The following is a 23,242-nucleotide window of genomic DNA, read 5'->3' as shown; positions in this document are numbered from 1 at the left end:
CTATACTTAGTCATCTTTCGCTTTATTTTTTCATTGTCTTTGTTTTCGCAAGTTGCACATGCCATGAAAGTGCTTCTTCAAGTAAATGAGGTGTATGATGATTGCCTGTTTTCTCTACTGCAGCATGGAAATATGCCCATAATTGCGGACGATAATCTGGATGTGCACAATTATTGATGATTAATGGTACACGTTCTTTTGGTGCTAAGCCACGTAAATCAGCTACACCAAACTCTGTCACAATAACGTCTACGTCATGCTCGGTATGATCCACATGAGAGACCATCGGGACAATACTTGAAATATTACCGCCCTTGGCATAGGACTTCGTTACAAATATACCCAAACGTGCATTGCGAGCGAAATCGCCAGAACCTCCTATACCATTCATCATCTTCGTTCCAGAAACATGTGTAGAATTTACATTTCCATAAATATCAACTTCAAGTGCTGTATTGACAGAAATCAAACCTAAACGACGGATAATTTCAGGATGATTCGATATTTCCTGAGGTCGTAAAATCAAACTGTCTATATAGTTTTCTAGTTGACTATATACTTGCTCACCACGTTCTTTTGATAATGTAATGGATGTCCCAGAAGCAGTTTTCACTTTGCCTGCATCGATTAACTCAAATACCGCATCCTGCAATACTTCCGAATAGATTTCTAAATCCTCGAATTCGGATTCTAAAAATCCATTTAAAACGGCATTTGCTACCGATCCTACACCAGATTGTAGCGGTGCTAACGTTTTTGTTAAACGGCCAGCCTTCACTTCATCACGTAGAAAATTAAGTAAATGCTCTGCCATATTAGCAGTTTCTTCATCTGGCTGTACAATTGTAGATGGCGCATCTGTTTGTTCAGATAGCACGATTCCTCGTACCTTTGTAACATCGATGGGAATACCAATCGTTCCAATTCGCTCCCCTGCATTCGTTAATGGAATCGGCACTCTTTTCCCTTGTACATCAGGTATATAGATATCATGAATACCTTCTAGTGCATCAGGATGCGAAACATTTAGTTCAATAATAATTTCTTTAGCCATTTGTAAAATAATTGGAGAATTACCTACAGAGGTAGTCGGTATAAGCAAGCCATCCTCAGTAATCGCAGTTGCCTCAATAATGGCAAAGTCAATCGGCCCGACAATGCCTTGGCGAATTAATTCCGCATTATGCGATACATGGGCATCTGTATACAATACTTCTCCACTATTTATCAGTTGTCGAATAGCTGGATCACCTTGATAAGGTGCACGTTTACGAATAATACCTGCTTCCGCCATCAGTTGATCCACCTCTGGACCAAGTGAAGCTCCTGTATAAACATCCACTTGGAATTTTTCCGTTTTTGCTTTTTCTACAAGTGCTAGTGGTACTATTTTTGCATCACCCGCCCGTGTAAAGCCACTCATTCCTAATAACATGCTATCTTTTATCCAAGATGCCGCCTCTTGAGCAGAGACAATTTTATGTTGTAATGCTTCGTGTCGAATTTTCTTTTGTGCAAGTTTTAACATCTATATATCCCCCTTATCTACGCTTAATTTATTCAGACCAAGGTGAGTGCAATACGCAATCACAAAAGTTTTTAGGCTTATAGTCTGGAATATATAGGGCACAAACATCCGATTTTATATTGCCAAATGTTGTTTCAGGCTTATGTCTAAATCCTTCAAAAAAGGCTGGCAAAATTTCTTTTTTAAATTGATTACGTGGAAAAGCTTTTATAATGGCATTTCGTTCTTCATCAGTCAAATCATAATAGCCCTCTCCCATCACATCGAGCCCTACCCCTGCATAGAGTAATGCCACTTCATTTTCTTTATGCTCAGCTACGCCGATTGTCGTATGGAGTGCGATGGCATCCCAGACTAACTGAATTGAATCTTCATCAATTTGATAATGTGCTAAAAATTGACGTGCTGCATTGGCACCATCTACCTCGAAGCGCTTGTCTTGACTACTATAATGCTTTGTTAAGCCTAAATCATGAAACAAGGCACTTACGTATAGAAGCTCTCCATCATATTTTTTCTTTGCTTTTTCTCCTTGTAGTGCACCAAACAAATACACACGATTTGAATGATTCCACAGCAATTCTGAACCATGCTCCTTTAAAATATCCTGTGCGTCTAATGCCAAACGACTGTCAGGTATATGAATACCAGCAATATTTGTCATCTGTAGTTCCTCCTTCATTTGCAATAATTAGTGCTTATATAAAATTATAAAAAAATACCATCTATCAATCAATTCTATAATTTCTATAATAACCATAGATTTTTTCTATGATAACTCTTCACCGAATTGTTCTTAAGCGAAAGGCAAAATGCGGATTGATTAATATTTCTCCCTAAATGCAGTAGGCAAATGACTCTCTTGACGTTACTGACCTACTTGTAATTGAAGTCATAACAAAAAAGAGAGCTTCCTCTAGGAGGAAACTCTCTTACTAAAAATATGAGCGATGTTAAATAACTTCAATACTTTCTTCCATGTCAATCTCCTCAACATTTAAGCGCTTTTTCTTTGTCATACCATTAGCAATTAATATACAAAGCATACTGAGTATAAATAGTCCTAAAAAAATGATCCATGCCACTTTGTAGCTTTCTGTAAGATCATAGATAAGACCAGAAACGATAACGCCTAGTGAGCTCGTTGCAACGAAGAATACCTGCACGAAGCCAAAAATGGCACCGAAATCTTTTTTGCCAAACAAATCATCTGTCATAAACGGAGGGCCGATTGTCGTGATGACAATGCTAAATCCGTAGGCAATAGCGAAAATGAATGCAAAGCTCTTAGCGTTTGCCAATAGCAATGACACCATCGCTATTGTCATACAAACACCTACAAATAGGATTCCGCCTGTTGTTCTAAATTTATCGAAAATGGCTCCAAGAATTAGCTTTCCAACAGTGTTTGATAAAGATAACAGACCGAAAATTGTACCAGCAAATAACGCAGGATGGCCAATATCAATTAAATAAGCCGGTATATGCATTTGTACCCCGCCAGCAACAAGTGCGAAGCATACGACACCTAAAATAAATAGCCAAAATACACCTGATTTCTTTGCCTCATTCAGCGTTAAACCCGATTGAGTGGTATTCGCTTGCTCCTCTTGGACACGATCAGCACCAAGTGCCATCGTCCCTTTTTCAGCAGGGTTTTTCTTAGTGAAAAATAAAATTAATGGCAATGAAATTACGATAATTAGTACGCCTGCAATGACATATGTTGTTCTCCAACCATAATTTGAAATTAACGTTGTTAAAATAGGGCTAAGTGCTGCAGTCCCGACACCTGAACCAGCGAATGCCAATCCCATAGCTAGCCCCTTTTTTTCATAAAACCAATTCGTCAGCATAATGGATATAGGAATATTGGAAAATCCAGCAACACATACTCCTATAAAAAAGGCGATGATGGCAAAATAGATTGCCGACTGCGCAAAGGAATACAACATAAAGCCACAGCCTGCAAATATAACACATATTGACATTATTAACTTCATATTACCTTTAGCAAGGAGCTTTCCCATAAAAGGTGAAGCTATCGCAACACCTAGACCTCCTACGGAAAGTACAATCGAAAAAGTTGTTCTTGTCATGCCCAATTCGCTTGTTACCGGCACAAGAAATAAACTGTGTAGAGAATTTACTATGGAGAATGCCGAAAACATAATCAAGAAGCTTGTTAAAACAATATACCATCCATAAAATAGTCCGTTTTTTGTTTGTGGCATACTATTCCCCGTTTCATTTTTACTTGTCCTACGATTATATTTTCATACCTATCTATCCGTCGTTACACGTTAGCCAATTTGAATATAGCATGTTTTTTCACGCGTGAATTCGAGTACAGAGTCTGTACCAAAGCCACTCGCTTTTTGGCCACCGAATGGAAGTTCAGTTCCAACGATACGATACGTATTTACCCATACATTTCCAGATTCGATAGAGCGAATCATTCGATGGGCACGATTTAAATCAGATGTCCAAACACCGGCACCTAATCCGTATTCTGTATCATTGGCAATGGCAAGTGCCTCTTCTTCTGTATCAAATGGTATCACGACAGCAACTGGCCCAAAAATTTCTTCTTGGCAAACTTGCAAGTTATTACTTTCAACTTTTAGTAAGGTTGGTTCGATCCAATAGCCATCCGCTAAATCATCTTGACCTGGTAACAAGTTGGCACCACCAGAGCGTCCGCCAACGATGATTTCACCGCCTTCTTGTTGTCCTAGCTCAATATAGGAGCAAACCTTTTTGTATTGCATTTCATTGGCAACTGGTCCCATGGGCGTTTGCATGTCTAATGTGTTGCCCAATTGAATATGTGTTGCCATTTCTTCTTTCATTAGAGCAATCATTCTTTCTAAGACAGAGCGCTGAATTAGGATACGTGAGCCTCCGACACAAAGTTGTCCTGCATTGCCTGTAAAAATACCATTTACTGTGACGCCATTTGCTGCTTTCGCTAAATCAGCATCTTCAAAAATAATATTCGGTGATTTGCCACCTAGTTCTAATACCATTGATTTAGGATGTTGCGCAGTAGACTCGGCGATTGCCTGCGCCGTTTTTCCTGAACCTGTTAAGCTTACTTTATTAACGTTTGGATGACGGACAAGCGCATCGCCCACTTCAGCCCCTGTACCAGAAATAACATTTAATACGCCTGGTGGTAAGATACTTTGAATAATTTCACCATAGCGGAGCGGTGCAGCTGCTGCTAGCTCTGATGGTTTAATGATAACTGTGTTACCACCTGCAAGTGCTGCAGCTGCTTTAACTGTAAAAGTCCATAATGCTGAATTCCAAGGAATAATGCCTACCACAACCCCGAAAGGTTCACGAATTGTAAATCCTACAGTGTTTGGCCCAAGCTGTACGGTTTCGCCCTTGCTCCCAACATTTGTCGCTGCAGCTGCTGCATCGTACCAAATACTTGATAATATAGGAATAAGTCCGAATTTTGTTTCACGAATAACCCAACCATTATCTTTCGTTTCTAGTTCTGCCAATTCATCGCCATATTGTGAAATCATATCGCCAATACGTCGTAAATAATTTGCTCTTTCACTAGCAGGAAGAGCTGACCAACTTGGAAGGGCAGTACGAGCAGCTGTCACTGTTGCTTCAACATCTTCAACAGTGCTACAAGGAATGGTTGCCCATACCTTACCAGTTGCAGGATCATAGCTATCAATTTTATTACCTGAAGATGATGGAATTGCCTTACCGTTAATGACATTTTGATAGTCTTTCAAATTATTCAATGTTTTCAATGTCTTTCCCACCCTTTCAAATATGAGATTGCTTAAACATTGCAACATACTGCCTTTGCAATGTTTAAGACGTAAGATAATCTACTACCAACCTAAGGCAACTGCTGCCTGCTCATAATATTGCTGTGTGCTACCTAGATAATTTTCATAGAAACGAGCTCTTTTCAAATATAGATGGCAATCAATTTCTTCTGTAAAACCGATACCACCATGAATTTGAATACTTTGAGATGCGACTTTAATAAATGCCTCGGTAGCAAATAATCTAGCACTTGAAACCGCTTCTACTTTATCATCTGCATTACTTTCAATCGCCCAGTTTGCATAATAGGCTAACGAACGAGCTGTTTCTAAATCCATTTTCATATCGACTAATCGGTGTTTAATCGCTTGGAATCTTCCAATCGGTTGATTAAACTGTTCACGAATATTCGCATATTCAACGGCAGTTTCAACGATTTTTTCCATACTTCCAACAATCGATGAGCAGAGGGCTGCATTAAATGATAATAGACCCTCTTGCAGTACGTCCCACCCAAAATCAATGGTGCCAAGAATTTGCTGACTTGAAACTTTGACATCATTAAAAGTCACTTCTGCAAGTAAACGAGTTTCATCCATGTTTTTTTGAGGTTGCACTTGTAGCGCCACATCATCACAATCCACAATTACTAATGATATTCCTTCCGCACCTTGCCCTTCAGAAGTACGCACTAGAACGAGTAAGCTATTTGCAAGCTCAACGTCCGGTACTAATGATTTCACACCATTCAACGTTAGAATGTCATCCTGCAGTGTGCCATTTAATTTCACATTTGAAGGCTTGTAGTTTCCACCAGGCTCTAACCATGCGACAGTAAACGTATGCTCACCACTAGCAATAGCTGATAAATATTTAGCTTTTTGTTCTTCAGTGCCAAATCTCTCCAATAGCGGTACAGCTAAAGCATTTGTTTCTAAATATAAGCCTGGCAGCAAAGCGCGACCAGTCTCTTCTAAAATAGGTACTAAATCTAACTGACCTAGCCCCATACCACCATTTTCTTCTGACACATTCACACTTGCACAGCCAAGTTCAGCTAAACCAGCATACAGCGCTTGAAATGAGCTTGTATTACCTTCAGTAAACTCGCGGGCTACTTTTGTTTGTCCGACATCATCTAAATATTTGCGTACATAGTTTCGAAACATTTCTTGTTCTTGATTTAAAGAAAAATCCATATCTTACACCCCCGCTTTTTATCGACCCATATCTTTTGGTAAACCTAGAATTCGTTCAGCAATGGTATTCTTTTGTATTTCGCTTGTTCCTCCGCCAATTGTCTGACCAAAAGAGTACAAATAATTGTCCTGCCAATAGGACCGATCCATCAATGCGTTTTCTTTCCATAGAACCCCATGATGACCTTGCATCGAAATCGCTTGAGCAAACAGTTCTTTTGTTAATTCACTAACAAGTAGCTTATCCATAGAGCTTTCTGCACCAGGATGACCATTTTTCAATTGCTTTGTTAAATTTCGATAATAGTTTAATAGTGACCCACGCGAACGAGTGTATAGGTCTACCATTGTTTTACGAATGAATGGATTTTTAATGAGCGGCTCATCTTCATCATTCAATTCCTTAGCTAACGCAACTAAATCATTGAATTGTTGCTCTAGCGTAAATACTTGGCCACCAATTCCAGTTCGTTCATGCATTAGAAGGGCAATGATAACCTTCCAGCCCTCATCTACTTGACCGATAATTTCTGCATCATACGCAATCGCATCATTTAAATACACCTCATTAAAATCTTTTTGACCATCCATTGAGACGATTGGTCGAGTTTCAACCCCTGGCTGATGCATATCGAGAAGGAATACCGTAATGCCTTTATGTTTTTTCTCTAAACGATTCGTTCTAGTAATTAAAAAGCAGCGATCTGCTACATGACCGAAACTCGTCCAAACTTTTTGCCCATTGATAATCCAACGGTCACCATCTTTTACAGCAGTCGTTTGAATAGCGGCTACATCTGAACCGGCATTCGGCTCTGAATAACCTTGGCACCAAACTTCTTCACCTGTAATGATTTTTTCAATATATTTTTCCTTTTGTTCATCCGTACCGATTTGCATCAATGTCGGTGCAACCATATGCAGACCTACATAATTTATTAATGGTGGTGCTTTGACACGTACCATCTCTTGTTGATAGACAATCTCCTCCATCAGCGTTGCATTGCGTCCACCATATTGTTTAGGCCACGCAATCGCTGCCCAACCGCCTTCATATAGTTTCTTTTGCCAATCTCGTAAAAATAGCTCATATTCTTTTGATTCCTTATCTAATTGCACTTCGCCTTGTAACCATCCATCTGGTAAATTCGCTTGCAGCCAAGTTCTTAACTCTTGACGAAATTGCTCTTCCTTTTTCGTAAATGAAAAATCCATTTAATCATTCCTTTCTATTAAAACGATATTAATCAGTTAAGCTTGTATCCATTGTGGAAGAGCTCGATCTTCCGTAATATCCTGCCAAGTCATTTTTACAGGCATGCCGATTTTTACATCCTCTGGTGGACATGCTAGCACATTGCCAATTATTTTTACTTCTTTCAAATTGTCTAGTTGTACGACAACAATAATCGTTGGTAAATCATCTTGGAAACCCGGTAGGAACGGGCGATACGACACAACATACGAATAGATAGTTCCCGTAATATCCGAACCTTGACTTTCCCAGCTAAGTTCTGTGGAACCACATTTTGCACAAGCTGGTCCAGGTGGGTGATTATAAGAATTACATGTTTCACATTTTTGTATAACTAGCTCATGCCGATCAGCTGCATCCCAATATGGTTGATTGTCTTGTGTTTTAAGTGGAATTGGTTTTTGATAACTCATGATTTTCCCTCCTAGTTTCTTAAAATCATTGCACCCGCAATATCTGGGCCAGACCAGCCAGTACAAATGCCAATTTCGCAATTTTCAACTTGACGATCTGTACCTTTGTACTCGTGACGAATTTGACGAACAATTTCAAGGACATTGTTCATGCCATGCGTATAGCCTTCCGATAGCATGCCCCCTGCTGTATTTGTTGGAAGCTTGCCACCCATTTTCAGATTGCCACTTGCAACGAAATCACCTACTTCGCCACGTGCAGCAAAACCATATGCTTCTAATTGGCGCAATACTACCCAACTAAAGCAATCGTAAATCGAAGCAACTTGAATATCCTGTGGTGTAACCCCTGCTTTTTTATAAAGGGAAGGTGCGACGAAGTCTGATGCCACTTCATCTAAATTCGTCCAGTAATGCGCATGTGATACAGTTCGTCTTGCTTCAATGCCCATAATATAGACAGGTCTTGACTTGCAATCTTTTGCTTTCTCAGCGGATGTGACGATAATGGCATTTGCCTCGTCTGATTCTAAGCAAAAATCATGTTTATTGAATGGATAGCTTAAAGGTGGTGTCTTTAAATACTCTTCCATTGATAGTGGCTTACCATAAAAGAACGCTTTTGGGTTTCGTTGTGCATGCTCATAAAAGCTAACACAGACGTGCCCTAAATGTTCGTGTGTAAGTCCTGATTGCTGCATGTGACGCGTTGCGAATAAGCCGAACCATTGCCCTGGTCCACCTGCTCCATATGGAATAAAAAAACTTCCGCCATCCATTGCCCCTTGAAGCATATTTACATCCCAGCCACCACCGCCCATACGAACGCCCGAGCGGCCATTCATTGCACGATAAATTAGCACAGTATTGACTTGACCTGTTTCAATTAATCCGATGGCATCCGCAATTAACATTTCTGTACTGCTTCCGCCTCCCATAATATCTTTGACATATTTCGGTCGCGCGCCTAAATAGGTTGCTAACTGATGGGATGTACATGAATCATTTTCAGAGTAGCTCATAAAGCCATCGATTTCTCTCGCTTCTAAACCAGCATCTTTTAACGCAGCACGGGCCGCGTCTAATGCTAAATGTAAAGGTGTTGTACCTGAATTTTTTGAACGTTCACTTTCTCCTACGCCTACAATGGCATAGCGATCTTTAATAGTAGCCATATTGCCAACCTCCTTATTTCCATTTGTTAAATCACTTGTAATGTCGCTTCTCCAAATCCAACTACTTTTCCTGGAGCTTTTTCCGCATATAGTTCTAAATCAACGAATTGTTTAGCTTCGTTTTCATAAATTTTTTTGACAATGGCAGAGCATGTAATTTCGTCACCAGGTCTTGTCATCGCACCAAAGCGCATTTTAAAATTCGTCGGTGCAGCAGAAGTCCCTGCTAGGTCCATCATGTATTGACCAAGAAAGCCCATTACAAGCATGCCATGTGCAATAACACCCGGCATCCCAATACTTTGCGCAAATGCATCATCTGTATGTAACGGATTAAAATCCCCTGATGCACCGGCATATTTCACAAGCTGTACCTTTGTAACAGCAGGCTTCAAAAGTGGTTCGAGCTTTTGTCCTTCATGTAAATTTTTTAATTGAAGCATGATTTTTCCCCCTTTTGTGATGGATTAAAAGTTGAACGAAGACGTCAGTATCTTCGTTCAACAGTTTATTTATGCTTTACTATTCGCTACAGCACGATAAATGATATTTGTACGACTAATCACGACTAGCTCGCCTTCTTCATCCTTCATTTCTGTATCCATTACTAAAAACTGCATTGGCCCATTTTTTCCTTCTTTTTCATATACATCAGTCACTTTCATTTGGCAGTGCAAACGATCACCTGGGCGAATTGGACGATGATAAATGAACTCTTGCTCTCCATGCAGCATGCGACTAAAATCCAAAGGCAAATTAATTCCTTGCCCACTGTCCGCTCCTATCGCGACTGGAAAGCTTGGTGGTGCAATTATGCTGCCATAAATCGTTGATTTTGCATATTTTTCATCCACGTATAATGGATTAGGATCACCAATTGCTTCGGCAAATTGGCGAATGTGTCTTTTTTCTACTTCAAAAACATATTGTGGTCCTGTTAAACCAATTAAGCTTTGATCTAGCTCCATACCATTACCCCCTGACTACTGACTTTTCTAACACATCTTTCTGCACGACGATCATTGCATCTGCTGCTTTTACGCCGTCTTCATAGACGATTAATGGATTAATATCTAATTCTTCTATTATCTCTTCATTTTCAGTGACAAGCTTCGATACCTTCAATAACACGTCAATGATGGCTTCAATATCGCCATGCGCTTTTCCACGTGCCCCTGTCAGAAGTGCTTTACCTTTTACTTCTTCAATCATTTCAACTGCATCGGCTCTTGTTAGTGGCGCCACTCTAAATGAAATATCTTTAAATACTTCAACAAAAATACCGCCTAAGCCAAACATAACTACTGGACCGAAATTCGGATCCTTTGTTGCGCCGATAATGACCTCTGTACCTTCAGGAAGCATTTCCTGAACAGAGATACCGTTGATGTGTGCATCTGCTTTGTATTTTCTTGCATTGTGATAAATTTCAGTAAACGCTTTCATTACATCGTTCGCTGATTGAACATTTAGTCGAATTGCATCTGCCTCGGTTTTATGTGGAATATCCGCTGAATCAACTTTTAACACGACTGGGTAACCAATCGTATTCGCAAACAAAACAGCTTCCTCAGCCGTTGTAGCGACAGTTCGTTTTGTTGTTGGAATCCCGTAAAGATCTAAAATGTCAGTTGCCTGGGCTTCACTTAAAGTCGAGCCGGTTACATGTGCCATTTCTATACGTTTCTTAGGTGAATCCTCTTCTTGGACCGTTGCTTGTTGATGTTTTCTATAACTTTCGCTATATTCTACAAGCTTTGCTAAGCCTTTGATTGGATTTAAATTACCTGGAATGACCGGAATGCCATTTTTCTCAAGTTCATCTTTTCCTTTAGGGACAGACATGCCTTCTAATGGGAATGTCGTAATAAAGACGAATTTATCTGAGTTTTTACATATATCAATAAACTCCTGTAAGTATGGATTATCTGCTTCCCAGTACAACGGAAATTCAGTTAAGATAATATTATGAACTTCTGGATCGGCTACAAGCGCTCGAAGTGGCGCTATATATAATTCTGGATTCGTTACTGAAGCGGCTGCTGTTAAGTCAATTGGATTGATTGCACTTGCGTAAGATGGAACATGCTTTTTGATTTCTGCCTTTGTCTTTTCACTTAGCGCAATAATATTTAACCCTAGCCCTTCGCAACGATCTGCTTCGTTAATACCTCGTCCACCCGAGCTTGTAATTAATACTGTATTTTTCCCTTGTGGAAGTCTATTAGATAAAAATAATTTTGAAAACGTAATAATATCTTCATAGTCATCGACTCTAACGATACCGCTTTGTCTGAAAAACGCATCATAAACTAAATCTGATCCCGCAAGAGAGCCTGTATGTGAAGCCGCTGCTCTGCTGCCGGCTGAACTTTTTCCTGTTTTCATCAACGCAATTGGCTTGTTAAGATTAAGTGCTTCCTTTGCTAAACGTCGAAGCTTCTTAGTATCTTTAGCCCCTTCTAAATAACCGGTAATGACTTTTGTTTTTGGATCATGAATCATGTATTCTACTACATCTGAAAATTCTGTTTCCATTTCGTTTCCGACACTTGCAAAATAATTAAAGCTTAAACCATTTTGTGCTGCAGCCATATACGTTAATACACCAAATGCGCCACTTTGTGAAACGTAGCCCACAGCTTTTTCTTCATGTAATGGTACTGCCAAAATGGCTGGTGAAAATGTGCCGATCATTCCATTCGTTGTATTCACTAATCCAACACAGTTTGGACCTATGATTCGGATGCCATTTTCCTTTGCAATGTTAGCTAACTCCTGCTGTAACAGTACACCCTCTTCCCCAGTTTCAGAGAATCCAGATGCGAAAATAATTGCTGTTTTTATATTCTTCTTCGCACAAGCCTTGAGATTGTCCAGAATTTGTTCTGCACCTACACAAAATATTGCTAAATCTACTTCCCCCGGGACAGCTGTGATAGAAGGATAGCAAGTTAAACCCTCTATTTCATTAGCTTTCGGATTAATAGGATAAATGTCTCCAGCAAAACCGCCGTCTATAAGCGCTTTCAATTGAATGTATCCAATTTTATATGGATTCGTGGAAGCACCAAGTACTGCAACAGTCTTTGGATTAAACAATGGTTCTAGCGATTCATAAGCTTTCAATTCTTTATTCATTATTTCACCTCGGTTTCGAATAATAGAAAAACAATTGATTATGTTGACTATTGTAACGAACTTGTTTTAAATATTCTGAAAATAAATGCATGTAAAATGATTTAATTATTAGGGAGTAAAAAAAAGAAAAACATGTGGAAAACGTACATATAGCAAGGGTTCAAATATTTGTATTTTATTTCTTGTACACTCTACTCACGACATCTACGCTCGATAACCTCGACTTATGGGAAGGATAAAAGCTAAAAAACGAAATATACGCCATTTAAATGATTATTAATGTACAAGATAACAGCCTAGAAATGGTGAAAGGAGCAAAAAATAAAAATAGAAGCTATATGTCGACAAATAAAAAAACTGCCTTTTTATATCGTATTTGCGCGATATATGAAGGCAGTTGTAACATTCCAATATTCTTTTAAATAAACTTTTGCATCCAGCGACTTATATTATTTTGAATTTTGACCGAGGGTGTTTTAAGCCCTCTTTCTATATTACTAATATAAGAAGGTGAAATTTCAAGTTCTTCTGAAACTTGTAAAAGAGACAAATTAAATTGCTTGCGTATCGCTCTTAATTGATTGCCAATAGTGGCTCCTTTCGCTTTATGTTGAGCACTGTCTTGGAAATCTAGTGCATAATGAGTTGTACTTTTTGTTTTTTCGATAGAACGGTATTGATTTTTTATAATTTCAGGTGGTTCTACAAGAATGGTTGAATCTAACCATAACCGAACCCAACCTTTATTATTAGCTATTGTCTCATCCCATTTATGATAATGCCATGCAGACAGTACGCCATCTTCAAGCAATTGATCCAATGCTTTTTCAAAGCGGTCTCTCGTACGGGATGGTGTGCGTTCATTTACATTTTCTCCAATTGCTTCTAGTAAAGTGCGAATTTTATTTGGTTGCAAGAAATCGCCCTTTCTTGCTTGTGTTCGCCATCGCCAACTAAAATACCTCGCCAATCTTTTTTCCCATTTTTGACTGTACGGATTGTAATGTAGCGTTTGAATAGGTAAAAGGGCAATTTGTCGTCCTGATCCATACAAATACTTTGTAAAAACTTTATCAACTGTAAATGTAAATGTTTTTTGTTTATCTAATTGTGCGATATCATATTCATTTCGATTATGATCGACAAAAAGGAATGTTCTTCCTTGAAGCTGCGTTTGAACAGCTTTTCCTTTTTCATAGACCGTTGCTTTATTTAATTCAAGCCATAAGCTCTGAATTTTTGTAAGCGATTGCAAAACCTTGTCCTTTTGTTGTTGCTCATAACCACCTCTTCTCCCTTCACCTCCTAACTTTGGCTTTAGACCGCGAATCACCAATAAATCAGTAAAGTGTATTTCTATGATATCTTCTGTATACCGTGCTTTTGATAAAAAGATACTACATAATGCATCAAACATATCTACGTCTAAATCTGTTAAGTTTTGCGCTTGATTATATGCTTTTTCAATCGACAATTGTGTAGCGAAAGGGTTCTCAGTAGTGTGATATGGACGTATTTGAATAATCCCTTCCAAATTGCCTTTATATAAAGGTGTCGTGGGCCATGGTGTAGTTTCTATGTTTTGAAAACTGTTTTTATAAAGTGCTTCCCTCACATATTGATAAGGGGCATTATTCATGACATGCAGTTGATGTTCCACGCCTAATGAAAAAGCGATAGTTTTACTAAGAGGCAGGGCATCCTGATTCTTAGGTGTAGTTATTTGCAACATAGATTCAATTTCTTCCACTGTTAAAATCGCTAGCTTCATTGATTCAATAATATTATGAAACCATTCTGTCATATAGTTGTTCACTATGTTTGTATATTTTGAAATAAACGTATCATTTGACGACAGATTTTTCGTCATTTGTTGATAGAATACTTCATTTAATTCCTGATTGCTCATCTGGTCCATCATTTCATAGCCAATTAAACTTTCTAGCTCCTCAAGAACCCATTCTGTTAGATAAACTTGAAACCAAGAGCAAAACTCTTCCCATGCAGTATCTTCCCCAAGAAAAGTGTTTGCTTTGATAATATGCTCCATACGATGAACATATTTTTCAAATTGAAGGGCATTACGATGTGTTGATTTTCGCTTCTGTGATTCGTTTAACTGGTCCTCGTATTTTTGCAGTAAAAACGAAACAATGTTTTTGGCTATTTCAGTAATTACGCGATTTCTAGAAGAAATCCGTAAATTCATGAATAATTGTTCACTCTCTTTATAGGTACGATCCCAAATAACAAAGGAATTAGAGATTACATTTTTAGTCAATGTAATCGCTTTAGTCGTATTATTATTACTCGCAATTTTCTGTTGTTCATAAATACAAAGTACATAATAGTTATCAATTTTATTGAATAAATTTCTATTCATTTTCGTTCTATTAATTTCATTTCGAAGCATTTCCAATTGGTTAAAGGCAACATTCTCGTAATCATTTTTATTTATCATGAATACCTCCTTGAAAAAAATACGAACAGTATGACTTTTAACTTGTACTATATGTTTGTAATTGTAATTTTATCACCAGTTAACAGAATATTCTATATTTATCTTTTTGATAGTGTTTATTTATATGGAATCTACTTTATAAAAAGAAGACTACTGCAGTTGATTTCCGCTACGGGCTAGCGCTTTCCGCGGGCATATACGTAAGCCGACTAGTAGCGTAGTCTAATTGTGTGAGTGCCTGGCACATTGTAATCGCCGTTGATTTCCACTACGAGCGGTCGCTATCCAGCAGGAGTCGCCAACCCTTCATTTCACTCAACCAAGGAAATACTTCGTTTCTTATATTGTCTAAATTATCGAGAATTGACTATCGAATTAACATCAAAAGGTACGTTCGTTTATGAATATCATTAATGAAGGACACGATTAGTGCTTAATGAAGGAGATGAATGCTATGAAGCGTATTGTATTATTTCAGGCTAAAATGTGCGTTTTTTTGACCTTTTCATAACAAAAAGAGCCATCATAAATACGATGGCTCTTTAGTTTTTCAGTTTAACTAATGTTGAAATACATTTTCAACTGCTTGTGATAAATTAATTGCAATCTCGCACCATAGAGCTATTATAAAAGCAGAATATCGCTTTTTTCATTGTTTTTAGGGTCAGCAAGTAATTCTTTTAATCATTGTAAGCCTTAGAATGGAACAAATTAGTCCGCCCATCTTCTTCCCCTACATTATCACTTTAATTACACACTAATTTTTATAAACATCCAAGTTAAAGTAAAAACGATAAACGTTGAAGCGATACACATCCAAATAATATTACCTTTTGTACTTACATTCTTAGTGACAATCAGTTTTTTCAAATAGCTTGTTAAATTTAAACACAAAACAATTGCGAAAATTGGATTAAGCATGAAAGATAAGACCAATATTTAATCTATCAAATGCATCACTTTTCCTTTTTTAAAAACTATAAAGAGTCCCCATAATAATAGGAAGACTCTTTACTTAGAAATTATTTTCAGCTAAATCTCCAATACAATAATTCCGCAGTTTCTTTATAAAGTACTGCACCTGATTTTTCTAATACTCTATGAGATGCGATATTATCTTTTTCAGTATCAGCCACAACAAACTTCACATTAGGCTGGCTTAGCAACCAGTTTTTTATTGAATAAATTGTTTCTGTCATATAGCCATTTCCTTGATATTCAGGCAAAGTGTAATACCCTATTACTACCTCACCATTGTCGTTTGGAAGCCCTTTTAACATGATTCCTCCAACACTACAGTTTTGACTTTTCGACACAATTAACCAATTGGTATACCAAATATAGTTTTCCTTATCACACAACAACTTAGCATATCGAATTTCCATCGCTTGTTGAAGTTCCGCATCTAAAAAGCTATCTGATTCCGTTAATGATAATTGAAGCTCCAACTTCTTAGGGTTATCAATAAGTAATCTTAGGTTTTCTGCATTTAGCGCAAGTATTCTTAATCTTTCTGTGTTCAATTTAATCATACGTATTCTCCTATTATCATTTTTGACATCATTTTATAGACAAAAATATTAAAATAGGTATATGTTATTGGCAGCTACTCCCATTATTTTTCATCCAAATTAATTGTGGCATTACATATTGTATTGCTATATTAAATGGTAAATAAATTTTAGCATTAATCATAATTATTGTAAATTAGGCGTCTGATTAGCTCTAATTAGGGGTGACTACTTTGATTAATGACACGGACAAAAATGTTAGATATAACTACTGAACTTTTCTATTTTTCCAATCCTCTATATGCAAAGTGTAATGTCGATATATTAGAGCATCTATTTCAATATTTTCTTTGAAAACAAAGCCACATTTTTCAATCACCTTCACAGAACTTATATTTCGAGGTTGAACGATAGCATTCAGTTGTTCGATATTTGTCTGTTCAAATAAGAAATGTAGTAAACCTTTTACTGCTTTAGTTGTGTAGCCACGATTTCTGAAATGTTTTGACATAGCATAGGCAATTTCTTGATTTGGTTCGGTTAGCTCTTCTTTCGTCCCTGTATTGCAAAAACCAATGAATTCCCCAGTTTCCTTTAATATGATTGCTAGTTTCAAGTAATTTTGACCATTGATATTAGGAACAGCAGATAAAAATGCTTTATTGGAAGGTATTTCATCATTTATTATCCAGTTTAATCGTTGTTCTCTCGTAGAACGCCAATCTGGCAAAAACTCATATACTTCTTGTTGTGAAGTAAGTTTATAAATTCCATCGACATCTTCACTACTAAACTCTCTCAATAAAATTTCACCGCAGTCGATTGTAAATAAATTATGCATTGTTAAACCTCCATTTATTTCGAAGTTAAATCTTTTTTCAAATAGTAATGCTTAAAGTCTCTACCTACATTATTTAAAGTCCCAAATACTTGATAACCGTGCTTTTCATAAAATGCTAACGCTTGAAAACTTAATGTATCTACCTTTATAAAATCGCACTGCTTTGCTATAGCCATATGCTCAAGTTCTAGTAATAATTTTTTGCCAAATCCCAATTTTCGTATGTCCTCATCTATCATTAAAGTGTGAATCTCCAGCCAATTCCAACATACTTCAGCAAGAATACCACCACGAACATTGTCGTTTTCATCTTTAAGGAATACATTAATTTCTTCGTAATTGCCTCTTAAATCTACTGGAAAATGCTTTAAATTAAATTTGTAAAGCTCATTATTCACTATTTGTTTAGCTTGATCGTTTAATTCTTTCGTTATATACAAAGACATTATTTATTTCTCCTATCAGCTTATATTGTTAGTTCGATTATAAATGACTGACATTCAATAAAAAAACCTCATATTTGTTTCATAAAAGAAAATAAGCCATGTGGTAAAAACCACACAGCTTCTTTTTATATGTTTGTTCTTTTTCTTTTTTCCTTTAAGATAATTCGTTGAATGCTCTTTAAAGACAAATAATATGTTGCACTTAAAGTCTCCATATCGGTGCCTGAAAGATATTCCTGATAAATATTATTATTCCTTACATCTAATTCAGTCCTTGTAGTAGTGCCCGCCCCCCAACTCTTTTTACTATCTTTTCTTCTGGGGATATAAATATATTCACCATCTACATAGTTTTGAATTAACGCGATTAACTCTGCTGGTAACAGATTATTTACTTTCTTATAGCTCATGTTTGCACTCCTAAATGTATTATCGTTCGTTTAGGAAGAGCAAAGGCTATTTAATTTTAAATTTAATTTTATGCAATAGCCTTTGCTATGCAAAAATAGTATGCTTTCTCATACGACCAATCCTCCTTTTCTAGAGTTTTTACATGCAAATTGTACCATGTATTTTTTAGAAAATGTAAATATATTTTTGTTTTATAATTTTATTATGTAAACTAAAAGGGATTAAAAAAACTAGCCCCTCTTAGGAGCTAGTTGTAATGGTTAGCGATTGATTTAATATGTTAGTTGTAAAGTCTTGCACTGATAGCGGCTTGCTAAAATAATAGCCTTGGACGAACTCACAGCCATGTTCACGAAGAACGTTTAATTCAGCTTCTTCTTCGACTCCTTCAGCTACTACTTTGAGGTTTAAAGCATGTGCCAATGAAATCATTGCTGAAATCATCGCTATGCCTGTTTTCTCAGGCAGAATATCACGCACAAATGCCCGATCTATTTTTAATACGTCAACAGGGAATTTTTTTAAATAATTTAATGATGAATAGCCTGTTCCGAAATCATCTAAAGCAATGGTAATACCTAATGCTCGTAGCTGCTCAATCGTATTTATCAACTCTTCTGTATAATCAAGCATACTCATTTCAGTAATTTCAATTTCTAATGAATGCGGGTCAATTTTTGTTTTTTCAATTACATCGCGTACCATTTCAACAAAGCCTGGTGTGCTAATATGGATAGGTGAAATATTGACAGCTACGCGTAAATTTGATTGAAACGTTTCGTTCCATGCACATACTTGCGCACAAGCTTTATGTAATACCCATATACCAATATCATTAATAAGACCACATTCTTCCGCAAATGGGATGAAACGATCTGGTGGCATCTGTCCTAATTCAGAATCATACCAACGAAGCAATGCTTCCATACCTACCACTTGATCTGTTTTTAAATCAATTTTTGGCTGATAATGTAGCTCTAATAAATCCTTTTTTAATGCTTGATGAAGTTTGGTTTCAAGTAATAACCATTTATCATTTGCCTCATCCATATTATGTCGATAAAGCTTATATTGATTACCACGTGTTGATTTTGCAGCATACATGGCGATGTCGGCATTTTTTAATAAATCTTCAATTGAATTAGCATGATCAGGGAAAATGCTAATACCAATACTAATACTCGCATAAAATTCATATGCATCTACGATGAAACTGTCATCGAAAACAGCAATGATTTCTTTCGCCATTTCCTCGATACGTGAAACATCATTTAAAATCATGACGAATTCATCACTGTTATGACGATAAAATGAATTGGATGTGAAGTCTACATTGCGTAAACGGTTTGCCATTTCCACTAGGAACATATCGCCTATGATGTGGCCAAGTCCATCGTTAATGTTTTTAAAACGATTCACATCAATGAAAAATAACGCAAACTTCTCTCCTGTACGTCGAGATTGATGGAATTCATTTTCTAAACGTTGTTCTAATTTACGACGGTTTGGTAACCCTGTTAATTCATCATGATACGCAATATGTGTAATTTTTTTTATGTCCTTTTGTGCGGTAATGTCAACTCTAATGGCAATATATTGATAAGGCTTGTCATTATCATCGAGAAAAGGAATGATTGTTGTTTTTACCCAGTATAGACTACCATCTTTTGCACGGTTGCACACCTCACCATTCCACATGTCACCTTTTCCGATTGTTTTCCACATTTCTCTGAAAAATGATTTGGGATGGAAACCCGAGTTTAGTAAACGATGATCTTGTCCAATTAATTCTTCACGCTTATATTTAGAAATTTTACAAAAATGATCATTAACAAAGGTAATTTTTCCTGTCCGATCTGTAATAGCAACTATGATCGAACTGTTCATTGCTGAAAAAATATCTTGTAATTCTTTCAGGCTGTAGTTAACTTGATTAATACTACTAGGCGTGATATTCATCATCTTCATTCTCCGTTCGTTAAAATAAGAGGGTTTAGTACTTATTCTTTATATTACAGTGAGGTATAAAGTTGTGGTAGATGGCCCTTTTTTATGTAATTATATTATAGTCTTAGAAAAGCAGTTAATTCAACCCAAATATACAATATGCATAGATCAAATTTGATAGATTTCTATAAATTAGACAAAAAAGAATGACTTTAAACGCACGTGTTTCACCATTTTTCCATTTTTAATAATTACATTTGTACTACTGTTAAAACTATAGAAATACTATTTACCTTGTTAACTACTAAAGTCTAAATTGATTTATAAGTGAAAATGCCTTACTGTCGCAGCTGGGCAGTAAGGCATTTTACATGTTAAGAGATATCATATTCAATATGACCTCCTATAATTTTCGCTTGTTCATTATAAGCATCAAGTTGTTCTTGTGATAAATTTAAAATATAGTAGTGAAAATTAATTGGCTCTAACTCGTGTTTGTTACATATTTGTAGGTAAAACTCATAGCCTTGTCGATAGTCTATCATACGACTAACTTCCTTTCGTGTGCTGCATCATTGAAATCTTTTAATTGCTCTTGCGATAACTTATTAATATAGTAATAAATATTAATTGGCTCTAAATTAAATTGCTCGCATTTTTTACAATATAACTCATATCCTTCTCTATACTGTGCCATTCCAATACCTCATTTCTTTGTACTATAACAGTTATTTATTTGTATAAATAATATATAACAGATATGTTATCAAGTCAATAATAATTCTGAAATTTCTTTCATATCAATAAAAGCCCAGTCTACTAATTTAGTATGGCTGGGCTTTTCATAAACTATTCACTTTGGCGTCCGTCATAAACACATCCTTTGTAGCTAATGTTTTAAATTCCTAGTTGTTTCGCTTGCATATTATAAGCGGAAAGCTGTTCTTGTGATAATTGGATAACATAATAACGGAATGAAATTGGCTCTAACCCATAACGATCACACATTTCACAATAAAACTCATAACCATCACGATATTTCGACATCATAATTCCTCCAGTTCAAACTGTTTTATAACAGTTTATTTTATTTTTATTTAATATATAACAGATTATGCCGTTCGTCAAGAGGATATTCATGTAGGAAGATGAAAAAAAGCCCGATTTCTCAGTAAAATTCAAGTGTGAGAAGTCGGGCTTATAGTTGTTTGGATTACCATAGATGTTTCAATAACAGAATGACCAGTCTTGGAATCCATAAAATGATATTCCAGATTACTTCAAATAAAATAGTGTTTCTAAGTTCTGTTAAGATTTTTTTCGTTTACAACTTTATCTTTCTTCTTTTCATGTTCACTCCTATTATACTTTAACTTACAATACCTTTCCTTTCATGGATTTGTTCAATATGTCTTTGTTCATGCAAATACACCTGCTCTATCCATTGGTCGAGCGGTAATTTACCAAAAGCAGGGTGGTTCACGGCTTTTTTAGCTAGCAAAGATGGCTCTTCTAATGCATGCAGAAAAGTAGTGAATTGTTCTCGTGTATCCTTTAGTAGCGTCAAAATTTCTTGTATCTCGAAAGGCTCGGATGCAGGTTCAACGATTTTTGGCGCTATCAACTTTCTCGATCTGTCTTTTATTTGCTGAACATTTATACGTTCTGGATTAGTATTTTCTTGTGAGGATAACCCCCAAGCAATTGCCTTGATAGTCGATGCTTCTACTAGCACTAGGTGATGACATATTTGTGCAATGCTCCAACTGTTTACGTCTGGTTTTAGATTAAATTGTGTATCGTTAAATATTGCTATTTCTTTGAGTAATTGCTCTCTTGTCGAACTTAATTGTTCAAGTAATGAAGATATCATACACTATCCCCTTTCTATTTTAAGGTCCTACTCTGAATATATGCTCTGTACTAGTTCGTATTCTCTTTCTCTAGCTGTTATCGACGATATTAAATGGGTTATTTTCCAGAACGTGCTGTAACTGTTCATCCTCAATATGAGTATAGATTTGTGTTGTAGCGACACTAGAGTGACCAAGTATATGCTGCAAACTTCGAATATCTGCCCCAGCTTTATACATCATAGTGGCAGATGTATGACGTAGTTTATGAGGTGTTAGCCGATCTTTTTGTAGCCCCGATTGTTTATTTATTTGTTTGACGATTTTGGCTACTGTTTGCCGTGTAAAACGTGTTCCTTTTTGCGAAATAAAAAGTGGTTCTTCTCCTTCGCCTTTGTATGTCGTTTTTCCACTTTGTTCGTATTTTTTAAGTGCCAAAATGCAGCTATCGTTCAAATAAACGGTCCGTTCTTTATTGCCTTTTCCGATAACAGTCAAATAGCGTCCTTGTATTGACGATGTATTTAGTTGGCAAAGCTCGGATACCCGTATGCCTAGATTTAAGAAAAACATCATCATGCAATAATTGCGTGGAGAAGCGCGATGTATTTGAATGCCCTCGATAAACTGTGTTGCCTCATCCATATTCATATAAATTGGTTTTCTACGTCCAATCTTCGGTGTTTCTAACTCTTCGGCTGGATTCTCTTCAATGAGACGGCGTTTTCCTTTAATGTATTTGAAAAACGATTTTAATGTAGCTACTTTCCGTGCTCTAGCAGAAGCGGAATTTTGACGTTGTACTTCGCAGTATTCCATAAATAAGTAGAGATCCTCCAAAGTAATAGCACGGATTTCTTCTATTGTAATAGTAGCAATATTAATTTTTTCTATTTGCGCTATCTCAATATCGTTTTGCATAGCTAAGTGGAAACGAAAGAATAATGTAAGATCGTATTCATATTCTTTTCTAGTGCGCTGAGATTTGCCTTTTATCGTCGTTAAGTAGACAAGGAAATCTTTCATTATTTTAGGTAGTTGAGCTTTTTGCATAAAATCACCTCTATTATCTCTATTTTACCACGAAAAAACGTTCCCAAATATAAATTTGGGAACTTTATTGTAAAAAAAGTGCCCTTTTATAATAAATGGAACAAATGTTCTTTTTACAAGATAAAAAAAGATGACTTCTAAGTAATAGAAATCATCTCTCGGTTAGTCGACAACAGTTTTTTAATTATCACCATCAAAGCTAAA

The 23,242-nt window shown here is 36.5% G+C and carries 22 protein-coding genes; all 22 read right to left on the bottom strand.

The features are described from left to right. Positions 1 to 22: 22 nt before the first annotated feature. Entirely contained in the window at positions 23 to 1,528 is a 1,506-nt protein-coding gene (gene scpC / locus ACIQXJ_RS07495; RefSeq protein WP_403051603.1) for a succinyl-CoA:acetate CoA-transferase ScpC, read from the bottom strand. Between the two features lie 28 nt (positions 1,529 to 1,556). Continuing rightward, on the bottom strand, positions 1,557 to 2,192 hold the full coding sequence (locus ACIQXJ_RS07490; RefSeq protein WP_403051600.1) for an HD domain-containing protein: 636 nt from the start codon (positions 2,190 to 2,192) through the stop codon (positions 1,557 to 1,559). A 289-nt stretch (positions 2,193 to 2,481) separates the two neighbouring features. Next, entirely contained in the window at positions 2,482 to 3,762 is a 1,281-nt protein-coding gene (locus ACIQXJ_RS07485) for an MFS transporter (RefSeq protein WP_403051597.1), read from the bottom strand. 69 nt (positions 3,763 to 3,831) lie between these two features. Further along, complete coding sequence (locus tag ACIQXJ_RS07480) at positions 3,832 to 5,310, bottom strand: aldehyde dehydrogenase family protein (protein WP_403051594.1); 1,479 nt, start codon at positions 5,308 to 5,310, stop codon at positions 3,832 to 3,834. 84 nt (positions 5,311 to 5,394) lie between these two features. Then, on the bottom strand, positions 5,395 to 6,531 hold the full coding sequence (locus tag ACIQXJ_RS07475) for an acyl-CoA dehydrogenase family protein (protein ID WP_403051591.1): 1,137 nt from the start codon (positions 6,529 to 6,531) through the stop codon (positions 5,395 to 5,397). An 18-nt stretch (positions 6,532 to 6,549) separates the two neighbouring features. Further along, positions 6,550 to 7,746 (bottom strand): acyl-CoA dehydrogenase family protein, encoded by a 1,197-nt coding sequence (locus tag ACIQXJ_RS07470; RefSeq protein ID WP_403051588.1) that lies wholly within the window; start codon positions 7,744 to 7,746, stop codon positions 6,550 to 6,552. A 36-nt stretch (positions 7,747 to 7,782) separates the two neighbouring features. Continuing rightward, positions 7,783 to 8,199 carry a Zn-ribbon domain-containing OB-fold protein gene (locus ACIQXJ_RS07465; RefSeq protein WP_403051585.1) on the bottom strand — a complete coding sequence of 139 codons (417 nt, stop codon included), beginning with the start codon at positions 8,197 to 8,199 and terminating at the stop codon, positions 7,783 to 7,785. A gap of 11 nt (positions 8,200 to 8,210) precedes the next feature. Further along, on the bottom strand, positions 8,211 to 9,374 hold the full coding sequence (locus ACIQXJ_RS07460) for a thiolase C-terminal domain-containing protein (protein ID WP_403051582.1): 1,164 nt from the start codon (positions 9,372 to 9,374) through the stop codon (positions 8,211 to 8,213). 26 nt (positions 9,375 to 9,400) lie between these two features. Beyond that, a complete protein-coding gene (locus ACIQXJ_RS07455) occupies positions 9,401 to 9,817 on the bottom strand; it encodes a MaoC/PaaZ C-terminal domain-containing protein (RefSeq protein WP_403051579.1) in 417 nt (138 codons plus the stop codon). Between the two features lie 69 nt (positions 9,818 to 9,886). Further along, positions 9,887 to 10,342, bottom strand: coding sequence for a MaoC family dehydratase N-terminal domain-containing protein (locus ACIQXJ_RS07450; protein WP_403051576.1), 456 nt, complete (start codon positions 10,340 to 10,342; stop codon positions 9,887 to 9,889). Positions 10,343 to 10,346: 4 nt separating this feature from the next. Next, positions 10,347 to 12,515 (bottom strand): acetate--CoA ligase family protein, encoded by a 2,169-nt coding sequence (locus ACIQXJ_RS07445; protein ID WP_403051573.1) that lies wholly within the window; start codon positions 12,513 to 12,515, stop codon positions 10,347 to 10,349. 418 nt (positions 12,516 to 12,933) lie between these two features. Beyond that, positions 12,934 to 14,976 carry a helix-turn-helix domain-containing protein gene (locus ACIQXJ_RS07440; protein ID WP_403051570.1) on the bottom strand — a complete coding sequence of 681 codons (2,043 nt, stop codon included), beginning with the start codon at positions 14,974 to 14,976 and terminating at the stop codon, positions 12,934 to 12,936. Between the two features lie 1,028 nt (positions 14,977 to 16,004). Beyond that, positions 16,005 to 16,508: a GNAT family N-acetyltransferase gene (locus ACIQXJ_RS07435; protein ID WP_403051567.1), complete on the bottom strand. Its 504-nt coding sequence runs from the start codon at positions 16,506 to 16,508 to the stop codon at positions 16,005 to 16,007. 247 nt (positions 16,509 to 16,755) lie between these two features. Beyond that, a complete protein-coding gene (locus ACIQXJ_RS07430; protein ID WP_403051564.1) occupies positions 16,756 to 17,328 on the bottom strand; it encodes a GNAT family N-acetyltransferase in 573 nt (190 codons plus the stop codon). Between the two features lie 14 nt (positions 17,329 to 17,342). Further along, a complete protein-coding gene (locus ACIQXJ_RS07425; RefSeq protein ID WP_403051561.1) occupies positions 17,343 to 17,774 on the bottom strand; it encodes a GNAT family N-acetyltransferase in 432 nt (143 codons plus the stop codon). 125 nt (positions 17,775 to 17,899) lie between these two features. After that, on the bottom strand, positions 17,900 to 18,184 hold the full coding sequence (locus ACIQXJ_RS07420; protein WP_403051558.1) for a CD3324 family protein: 285 nt from the start codon (positions 18,182 to 18,184) through the stop codon (positions 17,900 to 17,902). 241 nt (positions 18,185 to 18,425) lie between these two features. Continuing rightward, positions 18,426 to 20,147 carry a sensor domain-containing protein gene (locus tag ACIQXJ_RS07415; RefSeq protein WP_403051555.1) on the bottom strand — a complete coding sequence of 574 codons (1,722 nt, stop codon included), beginning with the start codon at positions 20,145 to 20,147 and terminating at the stop codon, positions 18,426 to 18,428. A gap of 359 nt (positions 20,148 to 20,506) precedes the next feature. Further along, on the bottom strand, positions 20,507 to 20,677 hold the full coding sequence (locus tag ACIQXJ_RS07410) for a transcriptional regulator (RefSeq protein ID WP_403051552.1): 171 nt from the start codon (positions 20,675 to 20,677) through the stop codon (positions 20,507 to 20,509). Next, positions 20,674 to 20,829, bottom strand: a complete 156-nt coding sequence (locus ACIQXJ_RS07405) for a transcriptional regulator (RefSeq protein ID WP_403051549.1) — start codon at positions 20,827 to 20,829, stop codon at positions 20,674 to 20,676. The genes ACIQXJ_RS07410 and ACIQXJ_RS07405 overlap by 4 nt, the downstream gene beginning before the upstream one ends. A gap of 200 nt (positions 20,830 to 21,029) precedes the next feature. Continuing rightward, complete coding sequence (locus tag ACIQXJ_RS07400) at positions 21,030 to 21,179, bottom strand: transcriptional regulator (RefSeq protein ID WP_401011309.1); 150 nt, start codon at positions 21,177 to 21,179, stop codon at positions 21,030 to 21,032. Between the two features lie 322 nt (positions 21,180 to 21,501). Then, positions 21,502 to 22,005 (bottom strand): DinB family protein, encoded by a 504-nt coding sequence (locus ACIQXJ_RS07395; protein WP_403051546.1) that lies wholly within the window; start codon positions 22,003 to 22,005, stop codon positions 21,502 to 21,504. A 70-nt stretch (positions 22,006 to 22,075) separates the two neighbouring features. Continuing rightward, a complete protein-coding gene (locus ACIQXJ_RS07390; RefSeq protein WP_403051543.1) occupies positions 22,076 to 23,038 on the bottom strand; it encodes a tyrosine recombinase XerC in 963 nt (320 codons plus the stop codon). Positions 23,039 to 23,242: the final 204 nt, after the last annotated feature.

It is taken from the genome of Lysinibacillus sp. NPDC097868, from assembly GCF_044761135.1.
In the GTDB taxonomy this organism is placed as follows: domain Bacteria; phylum Bacillota; class Bacilli; order Bacillales_A; family Planococcaceae; genus Lysinibacillus.
This window is presented reverse-complemented; position numbering and strand designations above follow the sequence as displayed.